At 64.2% G+C, this 17,021-nt stretch carries 14 protein-coding genes; 6 read left to right on the top strand and 8 right to left on the bottom strand.

Annotated features, from left to right (window positions below):
* Position 1: 1 nt before the first annotated feature.
* Positions 2-592 carry an A24 family peptidase gene (locus tag PHO31112_RS22775; protein WP_150623367.1) on the bottom strand — a complete coding sequence of 197 codons (591 nt, stop codon included), beginning with the start codon at positions 590-592 and terminating at the stop codon, positions 2-4.
* Between the two features lie 166 nt (positions 593-758).
* The gene (locus tag PHO31112_RS22780; protein WP_150623368.1) at positions 759-944 is read right to left on the bottom strand and encodes a Flp family type IVb pilin; all 186 of its coding nucleotides are present in this window, start codon (positions 942-944) and stop codon (positions 759-761) included.
* A 1,193-nt stretch (positions 945-2,137) separates the two neighbouring features.
* Here PHO31112_RS22780 and PHO31112_RS22785 point away from each other — a divergent pair.
* Genes PHO31112_RS22785 through PHO31112_RS22795 form a run of 3 tightly spaced genes read left to right on the top strand, consistent with a single transcriptional unit; the run spans position 2,138 to position 4,781 of the window.
* Positions 2,138-2,821 carry a hypothetical protein gene (locus PHO31112_RS22785; protein WP_150623370.1) on the top strand — a complete coding sequence of 228 codons (684 nt, stop codon included), beginning with the start codon at positions 2,138-2,140 and terminating at the stop codon, positions 2,819-2,821.
* Positions 2,818-3,753 (top strand): phosphatase PAP2 family protein, encoded by a 936-nt coding sequence (locus PHO31112_RS22790; protein ID WP_150623372.1) that lies wholly within the window; start codon positions 2,818-2,820, stop codon positions 3,751-3,753. Before PHO31112_RS22785 ends, PHO31112_RS22790 begins: the two co-directional genes overlap by 4 nt.
* Positions 3,750-4,781, top strand: a complete 1,032-nt coding sequence (locus tag PHO31112_RS22795; protein WP_150623374.1) for a glycosyltransferase family 2 protein — start codon at positions 3,750-3,752, stop codon at positions 4,779-4,781. Before PHO31112_RS22790 ends, PHO31112_RS22795 begins: the two co-directional genes overlap by 4 nt.
* A 156-nt stretch (positions 4,782-4,937) precedes the next feature.
* On the opposite strand, the gene PHO31112_RS22800 is transcribed toward PHO31112_RS22795, so the two are convergent.
* The 6 genes from PHO31112_RS22800 to queA form a co-directional block, all read right to left on the bottom strand.
* Positions 4,938-5,642 carry a cytochrome b/b6 domain-containing protein gene (locus PHO31112_RS22800; RefSeq protein WP_217427064.1) on the bottom strand — a complete coding sequence of 235 codons (705 nt, stop codon included), beginning with the start codon at positions 5,640-5,642 and terminating at the stop codon, positions 4,938-4,940.
* A gap of 168 nt (positions 5,643-5,810) precedes the next feature.
* Positions 5,811-6,788: a protein translocase subunit SecF gene (secF, locus tag PHO31112_RS22805; protein WP_150623376.1), complete on the bottom strand. Its 978-nt coding sequence runs from the start codon at positions 6,786-6,788 to the stop codon at positions 5,811-5,813.
* A gap of 24 nt (positions 6,789-6,812) precedes the next feature.
* Positions 6,813-8,705, bottom strand: a complete 1,893-nt coding sequence (gene secD, locus PHO31112_RS22810) for a protein translocase subunit SecD (RefSeq protein WP_150623378.1) — start codon at positions 8,703-8,705, stop codon at positions 6,813-6,815.
* 135 nt (positions 8,706-8,840) lie between these two features.
* Positions 8,841-9,107 carry a preprotein translocase subunit YajC gene (gene yajC / locus PHO31112_RS22815; protein ID WP_237165309.1) on the bottom strand — a complete coding sequence of 89 codons (267 nt, stop codon included), beginning with the start codon at positions 9,105-9,107 and terminating at the stop codon, positions 8,841-8,843.
* A gap of 227 nt (positions 9,108-9,334) precedes the next feature.
* The gene (gene tgt / locus PHO31112_RS22820) at positions 9,335-10,465 is read right to left on the bottom strand and encodes a tRNA guanosine(34) transglycosylase Tgt (protein WP_150623380.1); all 1,131 of its coding nucleotides are present in this window, start codon (positions 10,463-10,465) and stop codon (positions 9,335-9,337) included.
* A gap of 144 nt (positions 10,466-10,609) precedes the next feature.
* Positions 10,610-11,692, bottom strand: coding sequence for a tRNA preQ1(34) S-adenosylmethionine ribosyltransferase-isomerase QueA (gene queA, locus PHO31112_RS22825; RefSeq protein ID WP_150623383.1), 1,083 nt, complete (start codon positions 11,690-11,692; stop codon positions 10,610-10,612).
* Positions 11,693-11,795: 103 nt separating this feature from the next.
* Here queA and recG point away from each other — a divergent pair, with 103 nt between their 5' ends.
* The 3 genes from recG (at position 11,796) to PHO31112_RS22840 (ending at position 16,996) form a co-directional block, all read left to right on the top strand.
* The gene (gene recG, locus PHO31112_RS22830) at positions 11,796-14,096 is read left to right on the top strand and encodes an ATP-dependent DNA helicase RecG (RefSeq protein WP_150623385.1); all 2,301 of its coding nucleotides are present in this window, start codon (positions 11,796-11,798) and stop codon (positions 14,094-14,096) included.
* Positions 14,097-14,239: 143 nt separating this feature from the next.
* Positions 14,240-15,184 carry a LysR substrate-binding domain-containing protein gene (locus PHO31112_RS22835; protein WP_150623387.1) on the top strand — a complete coding sequence of 315 codons (945 nt, stop codon included), beginning with the start codon at positions 14,240-14,242 and terminating at the stop codon, positions 15,182-15,184.
* A gap of 363 nt (positions 15,185-15,547) precedes the next feature.
* Positions 15,548-16,996 (top strand): catalase, encoded by a 1,449-nt coding sequence (locus PHO31112_RS22840; RefSeq protein WP_150623389.1) that lies wholly within the window; start codon positions 15,548-15,550, stop codon positions 16,994-16,996.
* Positions 16,997-17,021: the final 25 nt, after the last annotated feature.

Below are 17,021 nucleotides of genomic sequence, written 5' to 3' on the forward strand. Positions count from 1 at the left end.
GTCAGGCCTGCGCGAACAACACGCCGATCGTGCCGAGCGCGATGGCCACGCCGTACGGCAGGGCGCCGATCGGGCTGCGGACGGCCGCGGTGTCGGCCGCTGTAGCACTCGACTCAGCGGCCGATGCACTCGCCCCGTCGGCGCCGCCGGCATGCGGGACCTGCCATGCCTGACCGCGCACGACGGCGCAGGCGCTCGCCAGCAGGTCGCGTGTCCGGCCCCGGTACATGGCAAGGGCCACGCTGCCGATGCCGCCAAGCACGAACGTCGCAAGCCCCGCGTCGAACGCCAGCGATGTGCCGAGCCAGGCGCCCGCACCGGCCATTAGCTTGACGTCGCCGGCGGCCATGCCGCGCAGCAGATAGAACGGCAGCAGCATCGCGAATCCAGTCAGCCACCCGGCCAGCCAGGCCAGTGCCCCGGCCGCCGCGCCATGCGCGGCACACTGCGCGGGCAATGCCGCGAGCCAGCCGGCCAGCACCAGGCGGTTCGGGATGCGGCGCGCGCGTACGTCGCACACGGCCGCAGCGATGACCAGCGTTACGGCGCCGATGGCGATGTAGTTCGGTGCGGCGACTGTGCTTGCATTCATCGCTGTGTCTCCTTCGTGTCCGTTCATTCCGCGTAGCTACTGTCTAAAGGGCTGCGGCCCCTCGAATCGTCGCCGGGGCGACGCGACTGCGCTGCCCCTGGCATCGCCTGTCGACAGCGAACCGGCCAGGCCGGCCCGCCATCACCAGGTGAAACCGACCACACGCTCAGGCGTTGGCCGAAGTCAAAGCCGACCCGATCTTGCTGAACGTGGAGTTCAACTGCGTGCCGACCGTGGTTACGGCGGTGATGATGACCACAGCGATCAGTGCCGCGATCAGGCCGTACTCGACCGCGGTGACACCGCTTTCGTCCCGAAAAAAACGCTTACCGAAAGTCAGAATGGCTTGCATGACACACTCCTTCATGAGATTGCAGGGGCTATCTGCCGCAGGAGGCGGCAGATTCTGGATGCGACGTGGCGGCGCCACTGGCGTGCCGCGACGCAAAGACGGGCTGGCCGCAGCGCGCGCGGCGACGTGAATCGGAAGGGGATGGCACCGGCTCGCGCGGCGCGATGCCGCGCGGCACCGGCAATGCCGTGGAGAGGTTGCGCTGGGAACGCATGTCTGGCTGCTGCACTGCGTCGTGCGTTCCCAGCGTACCTAGTCCGCGAATGTCGTGGTGTCGACATTTCATTCCCCCGGTTGGCCTGCCGTGCTCCTGTCGGATGCAGCGGCTAAGCCGTGTGGCCGTTCGATCATGCGAAACCCTCGTTTCGCCCGGACGGATCGAATGCGCGTGACGCAGCGTTGTTCTCGACCCGTCCGCCCCGTGACTTGGCGGCACGCCCCGGGTCGAGCAAGAGGCGGGCCAGCTTCATGTGAAAAGCCGTGGGCATGCGGGTTTGGACGTGCCAGCCATCCCCGTCGGCAACGGCCAATCCGGTCGGGTACGGCAAAGCGTTTCAGAAATGAAACATCAGGCCGCGCGACAGGCAATTTCAATCGACCCACGTATCGCCGCAGGCATCCCGTAAATCGATTTAATTTAAAAATTAATTCTGGATATCCGCTTTCGTCAGGGAAAAGCCGTACTTGAGATTTAAAGGATTACCCTTGATCGGCATACGTGACGCTGCGGGTTTTCGCTAACAGGGTCTGCGCCGAGATTGCCTCTGCTTCCTTCGCCCATCGCGCTGCATAGGTTCGCCGGAGTCCCGCCAGATAACGACTTTCGGTATGCAGAGAATATTGATGGAGAGTCGCTGTCACCTTGCTGAGATGTTCGGGATCGCAATGGCCGGGTATGGCATGCAAAGGCAAAAAAGCGTTGCATCGACAAATGAAGTAATCCGTAACATTTCTGAAACGCGTGAAAAGTACTGGCGAAAAAATTCGATTGATTGCGGATAAACACCTAGTCGATTAATTTCGGATAAACACCTAGTTGTATTTTTAAAAAGGTGTGCCAACAATGCTCAGCATGAGGTGCCGCCACGCAACGCGTCTATGCAGTCGGCGCACCAAGACCGCCCCGGGGGATCGCGCCCGATCGCGATGGAACATCGAGGCGGCAGCCACGACAATGATTCGGGGACCGCGACATGAAGACGAGCGACACGGGCGACGTCGTGCACGCGCGCCAACCGCCGGGGAACGAGCAGCGTCCACAGACAGCGCACTGGCTCACGCTCGAGTGTGTGCGCCTGTATGCCATCGCCGCGCTCGTGTGCCAGGTCATCGTCGGCATCTGCTGGATTGCGCACATTCACTTCGACACGACGGACAGGCTCAACCCCCTCGCACTCGATTTCCTGCCGTTCCGGAGCGGCGCATGGATGGCCTTGCAGGGCCACGCCGCCAACGTCTACAACGTGGTCGCGCCGACCTGCGTCGAGATCATGGCCGAGCCCGCCATGGCGCATGCGCCGCTGTGGCGCGCTTGGACGCTGCTCTTGGCCGCGTTGCCGATGAGTCCCTATGTCCGTGACTACGATAGGACATGGTTCGGCATCCTGATCGCCTGGCCGTGCGCGCACGGCCAGGCGCATGGCTGGCGCACCGGCGAGCGCGAATGGCTGGTGCTGCTTTGGCTCACGTCGCTGGCGGGAGTGATGGTCGTCTCGTTCGTCGGCTTCCAGTTCATGCCGTTCATCACGATCGCCACCCTGGCCGGGGCGCTGCGCAGGCTACGTCTCGATAGCCCCCCCGGTTCCGCCTGCGCGATGGTCCCCCTGGCCAACGGTGGCGATGGTGACGGTGACAGCATGTATGCGGTGTCGCCATGAACTGGCTGCGGATCAACCTGACCACCGTGGCACTCGCCGCCCTGGCGCTCGGCTGGCTCGGCATGGGCGTCGCGCTGGCGAGCCTCGCCATGCCGGGACTCGCTTGCCTGGCGCTGGCGTGCCTTTGGGCCGTCTACACGTGGTGCCGGCCCGATGCTCGCATCGGTGCCGCGGCGGGCCACGTCATCGGCCTTATCGTCTTCACGCACGCGGCCGCCGCGCTCGACTACGCCGTGGTTGCCACCGGCGCGCCGCTCGTCGATCAGATGCTGGCCGCCCTGGACGGGCATCTCGGCTTCGACTGGGCAGCATGGCACGCCACCGTGCGCGGCTCGCACACGCTCTCGCTCGTGTTGCGGCTCGCCTATGACAGTGGCATGCCGCAGATCGCGCTGGTGGTCCTGCTGCTGTCGTTCACCGGACGCTTCGCCGACCTGCGCCAGTTTGCCAATGCAATGACCGGCGCGTGCCTGGCGACCATCGCGATCTCAGGACTCATCCCTGCGGCCGGTGCCTTCGTCCATTTCGGGGGCTCGCCGGGCGAGCTGGCTACGCTGTCGCATTTTGCGCCGCTACGTGCCCACACCCTGACCGTAGTCGACCTGTCGGCCTTGCAGGGCCTGATCTCGATGCCGTCGTTCCATGCCGTCATGGCTGTGCTGCTCGCCTACGCGGTGCGCCGCTGCCGGGCGGCATTCGCCGTGCTTGCACCGCTCAACGCGCTAGTACTGCTCTCGACGCTCAGCGAAGGCGGCCACTACCTCGTCGACGTGCTCGCCGGGGTTGTCCTAGCTATCGTTGCCATCAAACTTGCGCGTCGGCATGGCGCCGCTTTGAAGAACACCTCACTGCCCACACCGGCGCTCGTGTCCGAGCCCGTGCATGAGCGGGGGCTTGCAGCCACGCGTCAAGTTTCCGGGGAAACATCATGAGCAAACCCATCTATATCAAGCGCCTGTCCCTCGTGGTGCCGTGCTTCAACGAAAGCGAGTCGCTCGACGCCTTCTTCGGCACCGTCGTGCCGATTCTCGAGGCGGTGCCCGACACGCGCTTTGAGATCGTGTGCGTGAACGACGGGAGTACCGACGACACGCTCGGGCGCCTCATCTCGCACCGTCGCCGCGACGCGCGCATCCGGGTGCTCGACCTCACGCGCAACTTCGGCAAGGAAGCCGCGCTCACGGCCGGCATCGACGAAGCGCGCGGCGACGCCGTGATCCCCATGGACGTCGACTTGCAGGATCCGCCGCAGTTGATCCCGCGGATGGTCGAGCTATGGCGTGACGGCGCCGAAGTCGTGCTCGCGCAGCGCAGCAGCCGCGTCTGCGACTCGTGGGCCAAGCGCGTCGCGGCGGGCCTTTACTATCGTGTGCACAATCGACTCTCGGACGTGAAGTTGCCGGAGAACGTGGGCGACTACCGCCTCATGGACCGGCGCGTGGTCGATGCGCTCAAGCGCCTGCCCGAGCGGCACCGATTCATGAAGGGGTTGTTCGCCTGGGTCGGCTACCGCACCGCCGTGCTGCGCTACGAGCGGCAGCCGCGCTGCGCGGGGCAATCCAAGTTCTCCGGCTGGCGCCTGTGGAATTTCGCGCTCGAAGGCATCACGAGCTTCAGCTCGCTGCCGTTGCGCTGCTGGACCTACATCGGCCTGTCAATCGCCTTCGTTGCCTTCCTCTATGGCTCGTTCATTGTCGGGCGCACGCTCGTGCTCGGCATCGACGTGCCCGGCTACGCCTCGCTGCTGAGCGCGCTGCTCTTCCTGGGTGGCCTTCAGCTCGTCGGCATCGGCGTGGTCGGCGAATATGTCGGACGCATCTACGACGAGGCGAAGGGGCGGCCCGTCTACCTCTTGCGGCGCCGGTACGAGGACAGTGGCAAGGTCAGCCAGTTGCCGCTCCAGTCGCTGCAACCCGGCACGCGGCGCACCGAGAAGCTCCACAGAGTGTTGAGCAAATAGGAACAGGTCGTGGCCACGCGGAGGGCGATCGCATTGACTAGCTTCGGAGACCGGCAACGGTCGCGGCGAGCCGAGTGGCAGCCACGCTCATGTGCACGCCGGAATTCTAGGACTGGACAGCGACGCTTCTCGCCGACGTACCTTCAATCGGCGCCGTCAATACGACGGCAGCGCTGCCACGGCCGGTGTCAGGTGCACGATCCGGTACACCAGCGCCGAGGCCAGCACGATCAGCACCAGTGCCCCCGCGCGCACTCGCCAGTCATCGCGTGCCGGATGCACCGGTGCGGCGAGCCGCTTGTCGCCCACGAGCATCGGCTTGATCAGATCTTTCTTGCGCGCGATGCGATAGTAGAGAATCGCAAGCACATGTAACGCCACCAGCGCCACCAGTACCCATTGGTTGCGCAGGTGCCAGCCGGTGAGCATGTCGCTCGTGTCCTTGTCGATGAATTTGACGAGGGGGCCGTCGTTGAAGATGTCGTCGTTCGAGAACAGGCCGAGCACGACCTGAATGCCGAAGAACAGCAGCATGGCGATGACCGACAGGCCACCCAGCGGTGTGTGGCCGGCGAAGCGCGCGTCGGTGTCCGGCGCGTTGCGTAATGATCGGACGAACGCCCGCGGCCCGGTGATGAACGCGCTGAAGCGCGCATAGCGCGGTCCCGTGATGCCCCACACCAGCCGGAAGAGTAACAACGCGAGGACCGCGTAACCGCACCAGAAGTGGTAGACCATCGCGTTGCCACCGGTCTTGGCGGTGACGTAAGCGGCGACGGCGAGCACGACGAATGACCAGTGGAACAGACGTGTGGGCAGGTCCCAGATGCGGATCGGTTTCATTGGTGTGACGTTTGTCATTGACGAATTCCGCGAGATTACCGTAAGCCCGCTATGGCTGCACGTTCGGATGTAAGCCGCGAGCCGAACCAAACGCGCGCGCACAACGGCGCATCGGACGAACTACGGGCGAAAAAAACCGCCGGACATGCCGACGGCCTTTCTGACTGACGATGCGTTGCGAGCCGGTCAGACTCGTGCGCCGAAGTTCGGGTCGTTGCGATCGACGCCTTCTTCCTCGTCGTTGTTGCTGTGCTTGATGAGGTCTTCACGCTTCACGCCGAGCCACATCGCGAGTGCCGCGGCCACGAACACCGACGAGTAGATCCCGAACAGAATACCCACGGTCAGGGCAAGCGCGAAGTAGTGCAGCGTCTGACCGCCGAAGAAGAACATCGACAGCACCATCATTTCCGTGCTCGCGTGCGTGATGATCGTACGCGACATGGTGGTCGTGATGGCGTGATCGATCACTTCCTGCACGGTCGCCTTGCGCATCCTGCGGAACGTTTCGCGAATCCGGTCGAAGATCACGACCGACTCGTTCACCGAGTAACCGAGCACGGCGAGCACCCCCGCCAGCACCGCCAGCGAGAATTCCCACTGGAAGTACGCGAAGAAACCCAGAATGATCACCACGTCGTGCAAGTTGGCGATCACGCCGGCGACGGCGAATTTCCATTCGAAGCGGAACGACAGGTAGATGATGATGCCGACGACCACAAAGGTCAGGGCCAGCAGACCGTCCGTGAACAACTCGTGGCCGATCTGCGGACCGACAAATTCCACACGGCGCAACTGCACGTCGGGGGCGTCGGCCTTCAGCGCGGTCATCACCGCGTCGCTTTGCTGCGCGCTGGTGACCTGCTTGCCGTCCGAACCGGTCTGAATCGGCAGGCGGACCATCACGTCGCGCGAGGTGCCGAAGCTCTGCACCTGCACGTCGCGATAGCCGAGCTTGCCGACTTCGCTACGGATCTTCTCGAGATCGGCCGCCTGCGTGTAGGCCACTTCCATGACCGTACCGCCGGTGAACTCGATCGACAGGTGCAGGCCCCGCGTGAGCAGGAAGAACACCGCCGCCACGAACGTGAGCGCCGAGATGATGTTGAAGATCAGGGCGTGCCGCATGAACGGCACGTCTTTCTTGATGCGGAAAAATTCCATGACTGTTTCCTCTCGCGCCTGCGGTTATTGCTCGCCTGCGTCGGGTGCGTTCGTCGCACCATCCGGGCGCCACACCTGACCGATCGCCAGCGTCTTGAGCTTGCGACGGCCGCCGTACCACAGGTTGACCAGACCGCGCGAGAAGAACACGGCCGAGAACATCGAGGTCAGGATACCCAGGCAGTGCACCACGGCGAATGCGCGCACCGGGCCCGAACCGAACGCCAGCAACGCCAGGCCGGCGATGAGTGTCGTCACGTTCGAGTCCAGAATCGTTGCCCAGGCGTGCTCGAAGCCCAGCGAAATCGCCTTCTGGGCCGACGCTCCCGCGCGCAGTTCTTCACGGATACGTTCGTTGATCAGCACGTTGGCGTCGATGGCCATACCGAGCGTAAGCGCGATAGCGGCAATGCCCGGCAGCGTGAGCGTGGCCTGCATCATCGAGAGCACGGCGACGAGCAGCAACAGGTTGAACAGCAGGGCGATCACCGAGAAGACGCCGAACAGCATGTAGTACAGCATCATGAACACCGCGATGGCGATCAGGCCGTACATCACCGAGTCGACACCCTTTTGCACGTTATCTGCACCGAGGCTCGGGCCGATCGTGCGTTCTTCGATGATCTCCATCGGGGCGGCGAGCGAACCGGCGCGCAACAGCAGCGCCAGATCGTTGGCGCCTTGCGCCGAGCCCATGCCGGTGATCTGGAAGCTCTGGCCCAGTTCGCTGCGGATGTTGGCCACCGTCAGCACTTCGCCCTTGCCCTTCTCGAACAGCACGATGGCCATCGGCTTGCCGATGTTGTCGCGCGAGACATCACGCAACACACGGCCGCCTGCGGCGTCGAGCTTGATGTTGACGGACGGCTGCTGGTGATCGTCGAAGCCTGCCGAAGCGCTCGTGATGCGATCGCCGCTGAAGATCACCTGACGCTTGAGCATCACCGGTGCGCCATTGCCGTGCAGGAACAGCTCGTCCTGCGGCGGCACCGGCGTGTTGGCCGACACCAGACGCGGCGCATCCGGGTCGGCCAGACGTGCTTCGAGCGTTGCCGTACGGCCGATGATGTCCTTCGCCTTGGCGGTGTCTTGCACGCCGGGCAACTGCACCACGATGCGATCCGGGCCTTCCTGCTGAATCACCGGTTCGGACACACCGAGTTCGTTCACCCGGTTATGCAGCGTGACGATGTTCTGCTTGACGGCGTTGTCCTGCACGGCGCGGCGCGCCGCTTCCGTGAACGCACCCACCACCTTGAACGTGCCGTTCGGGCCGGCTTGCGTGGTGTAGGTGAGATCGGGCAAACCATCGGTGAGGGCGGTGCGGGCGCGGTCCGCGTCGTCCTGGCTGCTGAAGACGGCTTCGATACCGGTATCCGTGCGCGTCACGCCGTTATGGCGGATGTTCTTGTCGCGCAGCAGCGTCCGGGCATCGGCTGCGGCAGCATCCAGACGCTTGGTGATGGCGCCGGCCATGTCGACTTGCAGCAGGAAGTGGACCCCGCCGCGCAGGTCGAGGCCGAGGTACATCGGCAGCGCGTGGATTCGGGAGAGCCACGCTGGCGAGGCCGAGAGCAGGTTGAGCGCGACGACATAGGTCGGATCGGTCGGATCGGTGTTCAGCGACGACTGAAGCAGATCCTTGGCGCGAAGCTGCGTGTCGGTATCGGCGAAGCGAATGCGTACGCTCGGGTTGGCGCCCGTGTTGTCGAACACGGCGCCGTTATAGACAATGTTCTGTGCCTTGAGCGCGTCTTCGGCGCGCGAAAGCGTCGAGGGATCGACCTTGACGGTCGCCTTGACGCTGGAAATCTGTACTGCCGGTGTTTCACCGAACAGGTTCGGCAGTGTATAGAGCACCCCGATGGCAAGTGCCACCAGAATGACGACGTATTTCCAGAGAGGATAGCGATTCATAGCAGCGGGCTAGGGTGATGCCTCGTGGCAAACCGTGCTTCGGACCGGCCGGCATGGCGACGCAGATCGCCACGATCGGCGTCGCCATGCACTGCGGCCGCCGGTAAGGGCGGCCGCGTACGGATGCGCGAAGGATCAGAGCGCCTTGATGGTGCCCTTCGGCAGCAGGGTGGTGATAGCGCCCTTCTGCACGTTGATCTCGACGTTCTCGGCGATCTCCACGGTCACGAAGGTCTCGCCGACCTTCGAGATGCGTCCGGCCAGGCCGCCCGAGGTTACGACTTCGTCGCCCTTGGTGAGGGCCGCCAGCATGTTGCGGGTCTCTTTCTGACGCTTCATTTGCGGACGAATCATGATGAAGTACAACACCACGAACATCAGCACGAGCGGCAGGAAGCTCATCAGGTTGCTGGTCGGACTGGCAGCGCCAGCCGTCTGAGCGAAGGCTTCGGAAATCAGCACGTTCGGTTCTCCTTATGTAAGACGTGTAAAAGCCGCGTGTGGCCGGGTCTCCGGACACGCGCGGCGTGTGTTTCGGTACGAGGACGCACGATCCAAGCCCGGCATTTTACCACTGCCCGACCCCGTTCCCCCGGGGGATTCGGTACCCGCTGCCGGGCCCCGGCCACTTACTGCACGCCGCGCGCGCGATCGGCCCGGAACCGGGCGACGAATGCGTCGAAGGCGTGGGCTTCAATGGCATCCCGGATTTCCTGCATCAGCGTGAGATAGTAATGCAGGTTGTGGATGGTGTTGAGCCGCGCGCCAAGAATCTCCCCGGCTCGTTGCAAGTGGTGCAGATAGGCGCGCGAGAAGTTTCGACAGGTGTAACAGCCGCAAGTTTCGTCCAGCGGGCGCGTGTCGCTCTTGTGCGAGGCGTTGCGGATCTTCAGATCGCCAAACCGCGTGAAGAGCCAGCCATTGCGGGCGTTGCGCGTGGGCATCACGCAGTCGAACATGTCCACGCCCGCGGCCACACCGGCCACGAGGTCTTCCGGCGTGCCCACGCCCATCAGGTAGTGCGGTTTGTTCACAGGCAGACGTGGCGCCACGTGTTCAAGCACGCGCATCATGTCTTCCTTCGGTTCGCCGACCGACAGCCCGCCGATCGCATATCCGTGGAAGTCCAGCTCGGACAGCCCGGCGAGCGACTCGTCGCGCAAATGTTCGTACATGCCGCCTTGCACGATCCCGAACAGCGCATTCGGGTTCTCGAGGCGGTTGAATTCGTCGATGGAGCGCTTGGCCCAGCGCAGCGACATGCGCATCGACTGACCGGCCTCGACCTCTGTGGCGGGACGGCCGTCGATCTCGTACGGCGTGCATTCGTCGAACTGCATGACGACGTCCGAATTGAGCACGCGCTGGATCTGCATCGAGATTTCCGGCGAGAGGAAGAGGCGGTCGCCATTCACCGGCGAGGCAAATTTCACGCCGTCTTCGCTGATCTTGCGCAGTTCGCCGAGGCTGAATACCTGAAAACCGCCGGAATCCGTGAGAATCGGACGGTCCCAGCCCATGAAGCGGTGCAGGCCGCCATGCGCGGCGATCGTCTCCAACCCCGGGCGCAGCCAGAGGTGGAAGGTGTTGCCGAGGATGATCTGAGCGTTGTTTTCGACGAGTTCGGCCGGCGACATCGCCTTGACCGAACCGTAGGTGCCGACCGGCATGAAGATGGGCGTCTCGACCACGCCGTGGTTGAGCGTGACGCGCCCCCGGCGGGCCTGCCCGTCGGTGGTGATGAGTTCGAACTTGAGCATGTGTCGTGCGCCCCGGCACCACCGGCAACACAAGCCGGCGCCCGCGCGGGACGTCAAAAAAGCGGCCAGCGCCCCATGCGCGGCCAGGACGCCATTGTACCGGGTCGCATGGCCGTCGGACGCGGATCAGACGACCATGCGACTTCAGGCGGCGGCTTTCGGTGCGTCGTGCAGCGCCACGCGCGAGAGGATCATGGCGTCGCCGTAGCTGAAGAAGCGGTAACGCTGCTCGATGGCGTGCCGGTAGGCCGCGCGGATCGTCTCAACGCCCGAGAATGCCGACACGAGCATGAGCAGCGTCGATTTGGGCAAATGGAAGTTGGTGACGAGACGGTCGACCAACTGGAAACGATAGCCTGGCGTAATGAAAATGTTCGTCTCGGCGCTCCCGGCGTGCAGGGTGCCCGGCGTGCCGCCGGCTGCCAGCGTGGCCTGTGCCGCGGACTCCAACGCCCGCATCGACGTCGTGCCCACCGCGATCACGCGCCCGCCGCGCGCCCGTGTGGCGGCCACGGCGTCCACCAGCGAGGGCGTGATCTCGTACCACTCCGAATGCATCTTGTGCTCGTCGATGTTCTCCACGCGTACCGGCTGGAACGTGCCCGCGCCGACATGCAGCGTGAGCGCGGCGCGCTGGACGCCCAGCGCGTCGAGGCGGGCGAAAAGAGCGTCGTCGAAGTGAAGGCCGGCCGTCGGCGCGGCCACCGCGCCCGGATTGCGGGCATAGACAGTCTGGTAGCGTGTTTCGTCGGCTGCGTCGGCGTCGTGCTCGATGTACGGCGGCAGCGGCAAGCGGCCGTAGGTCTCGAGCAGCGTGTAGCAGTCGTCAGGGAAATGCAGTGTGTAGAACGGCTCGACGCGCTCGCCGACCGTCACCTCGAAGGCATCGGCCAGACGCAGCACGGTGCCGGGCGCCGGGCTTTTGCTTGCGCGAATCTGGGCGAGGGCCGTCCGGTCGTCGATCACGCGCTCGACGAGCACTTCGATCTTGCCGCCGCTCGCCTTCTGGCCGAACAGACGGGCCTTGATGACGCGCGTGTCGTTGAACACGAGCAGGTCGCCAGGCGCTAGCAGGTTGGGCAGATCGGTGAAGTGCCGGTCGTACAGATGAGGGGGCGCGACGCTGCCGTCGACCTCCAGCAGGCGGCTGGCCGTGCGCTCGGTGAGCGCGGTCTGTGCGATCAGATCGGGCGGCAGGTCGAAATCGAAATCGGAAAGGGTATACATCAGCGTTTACAATGCGTAGCAACCGACATTTTACTTGGTTCGTCCGAAGGCCTGCCGGCACGGTGTGCGCCGCACGGGCGAACACCCCCGAACTCGCGACTGCATGACCGAACGCAGAATGCCCGCCACCGCGCCTGACGACGCCCCTGCCGACCTTGTGGATCTTGCCGATGCCGCAGGTGCACAGGCAGACGCCGCGCCACGCCCCGCTGCGAAACGCGCGCGACGTACGTCCTCGCCAGCCGAGGCGCAGACTGGCATCGACGCGCCGGTTCCCGCCAAATCGGAGAAGTCCTCCAAATCCGCCAAAGCCTCGAAAGAGGCCAAGCCGGCCGCACGCAAGACGGCCGGCTCCGGCACTGCCGACAAGCTCGCCAAGCTCGGCCTGAAGCGCGACATCGATCTGATACTGCATCTGCCGATGCGCTACGAGGACGAAACCACGTTGCGCAAGATCGGCGACGTGCTGCCCAGCGAACTGGCGCAGGTCGAAGGCGTTGTCACGTCGAGCGAAGTGGCTTACCGGCCGCGCCGTCAGTGGGTGGTACGCATCGCTGACGAAGGTCACGAACTCGTGCTGCGTTTTCTGAATTTCTACGGCAGCCAGCAGAAACAGCTCGCCATCGGCACCCGCGTGCGAGTGCGCGGCGAAGTGCGTGGCGGCTTTTTCGGATTGGAGATGGTGCATCCCGCGTATCGCGTCGTGCAGGACGCCGCGACACCGTTGCCGGAGGCCCTCACGCCGGTGTACCCGAGCGCGGCGGGACTCTCGCAAGCCTATCTGCGTAAAGCGATTCACAACGCCATGGAGCGTACTCCGCTGCCGGAGTTGCTGCCTCAGGGGCTGCTTCAGCACGCCATCGGCCCCGATCACCCGCTCCCGGCACTGGCCGATGCCGTGCGTCTGCTGCATGCGCCACCGCCCGAGGTGTCGGAGACGGCGCTCATCGAGCGTTCGCATCCGGCGTGGTTGCGCATCAAGTGCGAGGAACTGCTCGCGCAGCAACTCTCGCTCAAGCGGGCGCAGGCGGCGCGCCGGCGTCTGGCGGCGCCGTCCTTTGGCAAATCCGTGCCGGGCGGTTTGCTCGCGCGCTTCGAAGCGGCGCTGCCGTTCCGGCTGACGGGTGCGCAGCAGCGTGTGTGGGCGGAGATCCAAGCCGATCTGGCCGAACCGCATCCGATGCAGCGTCTGTTGCAGGGCGACGTGGGCAGCGGCAAGACGATCATTGCTGCGCTGGCGGCCGCGCAGGCCATCGACGCCGGTTTCCAGGCGGCCATCATGGCGCCGACCGAAATTCTCGCGGAACAGCATCTGCGTAAGCTCTCGGCGTGGCTCGTGCCACTGGGCGTCGACGTCGCGTGGCTGGCGGGCAGCATGAAGGCGAAGGAAAAGCGCGAAGCCCTTGCCCGTGTGGCGAGCGGCGAAGCGCAACTCGTCATCGGTACGCACGCCATCATTCAGGACACGGTCACGTTCGCGCGACTGGGCATGGCGGTGGTCGACGAGCAACACCGGTTCGGGGTCGCGCAACGTCTGGCCCTGCGCAGCAAGATGCAGACGGCAGGCATGGGCGAGCGCGCGATGCCGCATCAGTTGATGATGAGCGCGACGCCCATTCCGCGCACGCTCGCCATGACGTACTACGCCGATCTCGACGTCTCTGTGATCGACGAGTTGCCACCGGGCCGCAGCCCGGTCGTCACGAAATTGATCAGCGACACACGCCGGCCCGAAGTGATCGACCGTGTTCGCGCGGCGGCGCTTGCCGGACGTCAGGTGTACTGGGTTTGCCCGCTGATCGAGGAGAGCGAAGCGCTGCAATTGCAGACGGCCGTCGATACCCACGCGCAATTGGTGGCGGCGCTGCCCGAACTGCGCGTGGGGCTCGTTCACGGACGACTCTCCCCTGCGGAAAAGGCCGCCGTGATGGAAGACTTCACGCGCGGCGACACGCATCTGCTGGTGGCGACCACGGTCATCGAAGTGGGCGTGGACGTGCCCAACGCGTCTCTGATGGTGATTGAGCACGCCGAGCGCTTCGGGCTCGCGCAATTGCACCAGTTGAGAGGACGCGTCGGGCGGGGCTCCGCGGAATCCGTCTGTCTGCTGATGTACGCATCGCCGCTGTCGATGGGCGCGAAGGCGCGCTTGCAGACGATGCGCGAGACCACTGACGGTTTTGTCATTGCCCGGCGAGATCTGGAGATCCGCGGCCCGGGCGAGTTTCTCGGTGCGCGGCAGTCCGGCGCGGCCATGCTGCGCTTTGTCGATCTGAGCGAAGACGCCTGGTTGATCCCAGGGGCGCAGGAAGCGGCCGATGTGCTGCTGAAGTCCCATCCTGGCGCGGTGGCGGCGCATCTGGAGCGCTGGCTCGGGGCGCGGGAAGACTATCTGAAAGCGTGACGCCCGGCGTCTGTACGGCGGCGGGGCGGGAGGATGACGGCAAGCGCGTCGCCCGAAAACGGGCAATCGCCGCCCGATTGTGCTATAAAAAAGAAAATCTATCGATTATGGTATTTCGATTAATTTACACAGGTTAGGACGACATGACCCTCACGGAACTCAAGTACATCGTGGCGGTGGCGCGTGAACGCCATTTCGGTCGCGCGGCGGAAGCCTGTTTCGTCAGCCAGCCGACGCTCTCGGTGGCCATCAAGAAGCTCGAAGACGAGCTGAACGTACAGATTTTCGAGCGTGGCGCGGCAGAAGTGAGCGTGACGCCGCTCGGCGAGCAGATCGTGGCGCAAGCGCAGCGCGTGCTCGAGCAGACCATCGCCATCAAGGAAATTGCCAAGCAGGGCCGCGATCCGCTCGCCGGCCCGCTGCGTCTTGGTGTGATCTACACGATCGGACCGTATCTGCTGCCGGCGCTCGTCAAGGAGATGATCGAGACCACGGCGCAGATGCCGCTCATGCTGCAAGAGAACTACACGCTCAAGCTCATCGAATTGCTCAAGCAGGGCGAAATCGATGCGGCGATCATGGCGCTGCCGTTCCCGGAGAGCGGCCTGATGGTGCGTCCGCTTTACGATGAGCCGTTCGTGGTGGCGCTGCCGCGCTCGCATCCGTGGGCCGACCGTTCGGAGATCGACGCCGGCGACCTGAAGCAGGAGACGATGTTGCTGCTCGGCAGCGGACATTGCTTCCGCGATCACGTGCTGGGTGTGTGCCCGGAACTGATGCGCTTCTCGCAGAATGCCGACGGCATCCAGAAGACGTTCGAGGGCTCCTCGCTCGAGACGATTCGTCATATGGTCGCGAGCGGCGTCGGCATCACCGTGCTGCCGAAGACATCGGTACCCGATATGCAAGCGCCCGACAGCTTGCTGCGCTATGTGCCGTTCTCGGCGCCGGTGCCCGACCGTCGCGTCGTGCTGGCGTGGCGCAAGAGCTTCACGCGTCTGCCGGCCATCGACGCCGTGGCGCAGGCCATTGCCCGGTGCCATCTGCCAGGCGTGATTCCGCTCGACCTGCCCGCAACATCGAACTGATGTCGCACTGACGCACCGGGGCGCACTCGTCCCGATACCCCCAAAACCGCCATACGCCGCTGCCTCGTGCCGCGGCGTATTGCTTTTGTCTATCACATATATAAAAACGATTAATTCGACGATTCTAATAAAAATAATTAATCTGGTGTCGCGCGTTTGAAACCGGTACCACCCGAGATGCCGGGCTGCCAGACGCCGATCGCTGCCCCTGCAGCAAGACGCATTCGAGGTGCCGACGATGACCCAACTGAAGGCCTATTTGCACGACATCGAAACCACGCTGGAACGAATACTCGCCGACTTCGCGCTCATGAGCGCTTGAGTCTCGCGAGATTGCACGATCAGGAAACAGGAGAGCGTCACATGTCAGATACGAAAAAACTCACCACCGCCGCCGGTGCACCGGTGCCCGACAACCAGAACACGATGACGGCCGGACCCCGCGGTCCGGCATTGCTGCAAGACGTGTGGTTCCTCGAGAAGCTCGCACACTTCGACCGCGAGGTCATTCCCGAGCGTCGTGTCCACGCGAAGGGCTCGGGCGCATTCGGCAAGCTCACCATCACGCATGACATTACGAAGTTCAGCCGCGCCCGTGTGTTCGAGGCGATTGGCAAGGAAACGCCCGTCTTCCTGCGTTTCTCGACGGTGGCGGGCGAGCGCGGTGCGGCCGACGCCGAGCGCGATGTGCGCGGCTTCGCGATGAAGTTCTACACCGACGAGGGCAACTGGGATCTCGTGGGCAACAATACGCCCGTGTTCTTCGTGCGCGATCCGCTCAAGTTCCCCGACTTCATCCATACGCAGAAACGCGATCCGAAGACCAACCTGCGCAACCCGACGGCCGCGTGGGACTTCTGGTCGCGTCATCCCGAGTCGCTCCATCAGGTGACGATTCTCATGAGCGATCGCGGCTTGCCGGCGAACTATCGCCAGCAGCACGGCTTCGGTTCGCATACGTTCAGCTTCATCAACGCCGCCAACGAGCGCTTCTGGGTGAAGTTCCATTTCAAGTCGATGCAAGGTGTCGAGAACCTGACGAACGCTCAGGCGGCGGAAGTGGTTGCAGGCGATCGCGAGAGTGCGCAGCGTGATCTGTTCGCCTCGATCGAGGCCGGCAACTTCCCGCGCTGGCGTATGCAGGTGCAGGTGATGCCTGAGGCAGACGCTGCGACCTATCGTATCAACCCGTTCGATCTGACGAAGGTGTGGCCGCATGCGGATTACCCGCTCATCGACGTCGGTGTGCTGGAACTCAATCGCAACCCGGAGAACTACTTTGCCGAAGTCGAGCAAGCGGCGTTCAATCCGGCTAACGTCGTGCCGGGCATCGGCTTCTCGCCGGACCGCATGTTGCAGGGGCGTCTGTTCTCGTATGGCGACACGCAGCGCTATCGCCTGGGTGTGAATCACAGCGCGATCCCGGTCAATGCGCCGAAGTGCCCGTTCCACAACAGCTTCCATCGCGATGGGGCGATGCGTGTGGACGGCAATCTGGGCAGCACACCGAACTACGAACCGAATCGCTACGGCGCGTTTGCCGAGCAGCCGGCGTTCCGCGAGCCCCCGCAAGCCGTGGGCGCCGTGGCCGATCGCTTCGACCATCGCGAGGACGACGATTACTACTCGCAGCCGCGCGCGTTGTTCAATCTGTTCGACGATGCGCAGAAGTCGCGCCTGTTCGGCAATATTGCCGCCGCCATGCAGGGCGTGCCGGACGATGTGGCCGTGCGTCAGATCGGTCACTTCGCCAAGATCGATCCGGCGTACGCGCAAGGGGTCATCGCCGCACGTGAGGCGTTGGCGAAGTAACACAACGGCGTCGCGTGACGGCTCA

Source organism: Pandoraea horticolens, from assembly GCF_902459555.1.
GTDB lineage: Bacteria > Pseudomonadota > Gammaproteobacteria > Burkholderiales > Burkholderiaceae > Pandoraea > Pandoraea horticolens.

Coding starts and splice junctions, on each gene's coding strand:
- PHO31112_RS22775 (WP_150623367.1), bottom strand. CDS start 592: ATGAATGCAAGCACAGTCGCCGCACCGAACTACATCGCCATCGGCGCC.
- PHO31112_RS22780 (WP_150623368.1), bottom strand. CDS start 944: ATGCAAGCCATTCTGACTTTCGGTAAGCGTTTTTTTCGGGACGAAAGC.
- PHO31112_RS22785 (WP_150623370.1), top strand. CDS start 2,138: ATGAAGACGAGCGACACGGGCGACGTCGTGCACGCGCGCCAACCGCCG.
- PHO31112_RS22790 (WP_150623372.1), top strand. CDS start 2,818: ATGAACTGGCTGCGGATCAACCTGACCACCGTGGCACTCGCCGCCCTG.
- PHO31112_RS22795 (WP_150623374.1), top strand. CDS start 3,750: ATGAGCAAACCCATCTATATCAAGCGCCTGTCCCTCGTGGTGCCGTGC.
- PHO31112_RS22800 (WP_217427064.1), bottom strand. CDS start 5,642: ATGACAAACGTCACACCAATGAAACCGATCCGCATCTGGGACCTGCCC.
- secF (WP_150623376.1), bottom strand. CDS start 6,788: ATGGAATTTTTCCGCATCAAGAAAGACGTGCCGTTCATGCGGCACGCC.
- secD (WP_150623378.1), bottom strand. CDS start 8,705: ATGAATCGCTATCCTCTCTGGAAATACGTCGTCATTCTGGTGGCACTT.
- yajC (WP_237165309.1), bottom strand. CDS start 9,107: ATGAGCTTCCTGCCGCTCGTGCTGATGTTCGTGGTGTTGTACTTCATC.
- tgt (WP_150623380.1), bottom strand. CDS start 10,465: ATGCTCAAGTTCGAACTCATCACCACCGACGGGCAGGCCCGCCGGGGG.
- queA (WP_150623383.1), bottom strand. CDS start 11,692: ATGTATACCCTTTCCGATTTCGATTTCGACCTGCCGCCCGATCTGATC.
- recG (WP_150623385.1), top strand. CDS start 11,796: ATGACCGAACGCAGAATGCCCGCCACCGCGCCTGACGACGCCCCTGCC.
- PHO31112_RS22835 (WP_150623387.1), top strand. CDS start 14,240: ATGACCCTCACGGAACTCAAGTACATCGTGGCGGTGGCGCGTGAACGC.
- PHO31112_RS22840 (WP_150623389.1), top strand. CDS start 15,548: ATGTCAGATACGAAAAAACTCACCACCGCCGCCGGTGCACCGGTGCCC.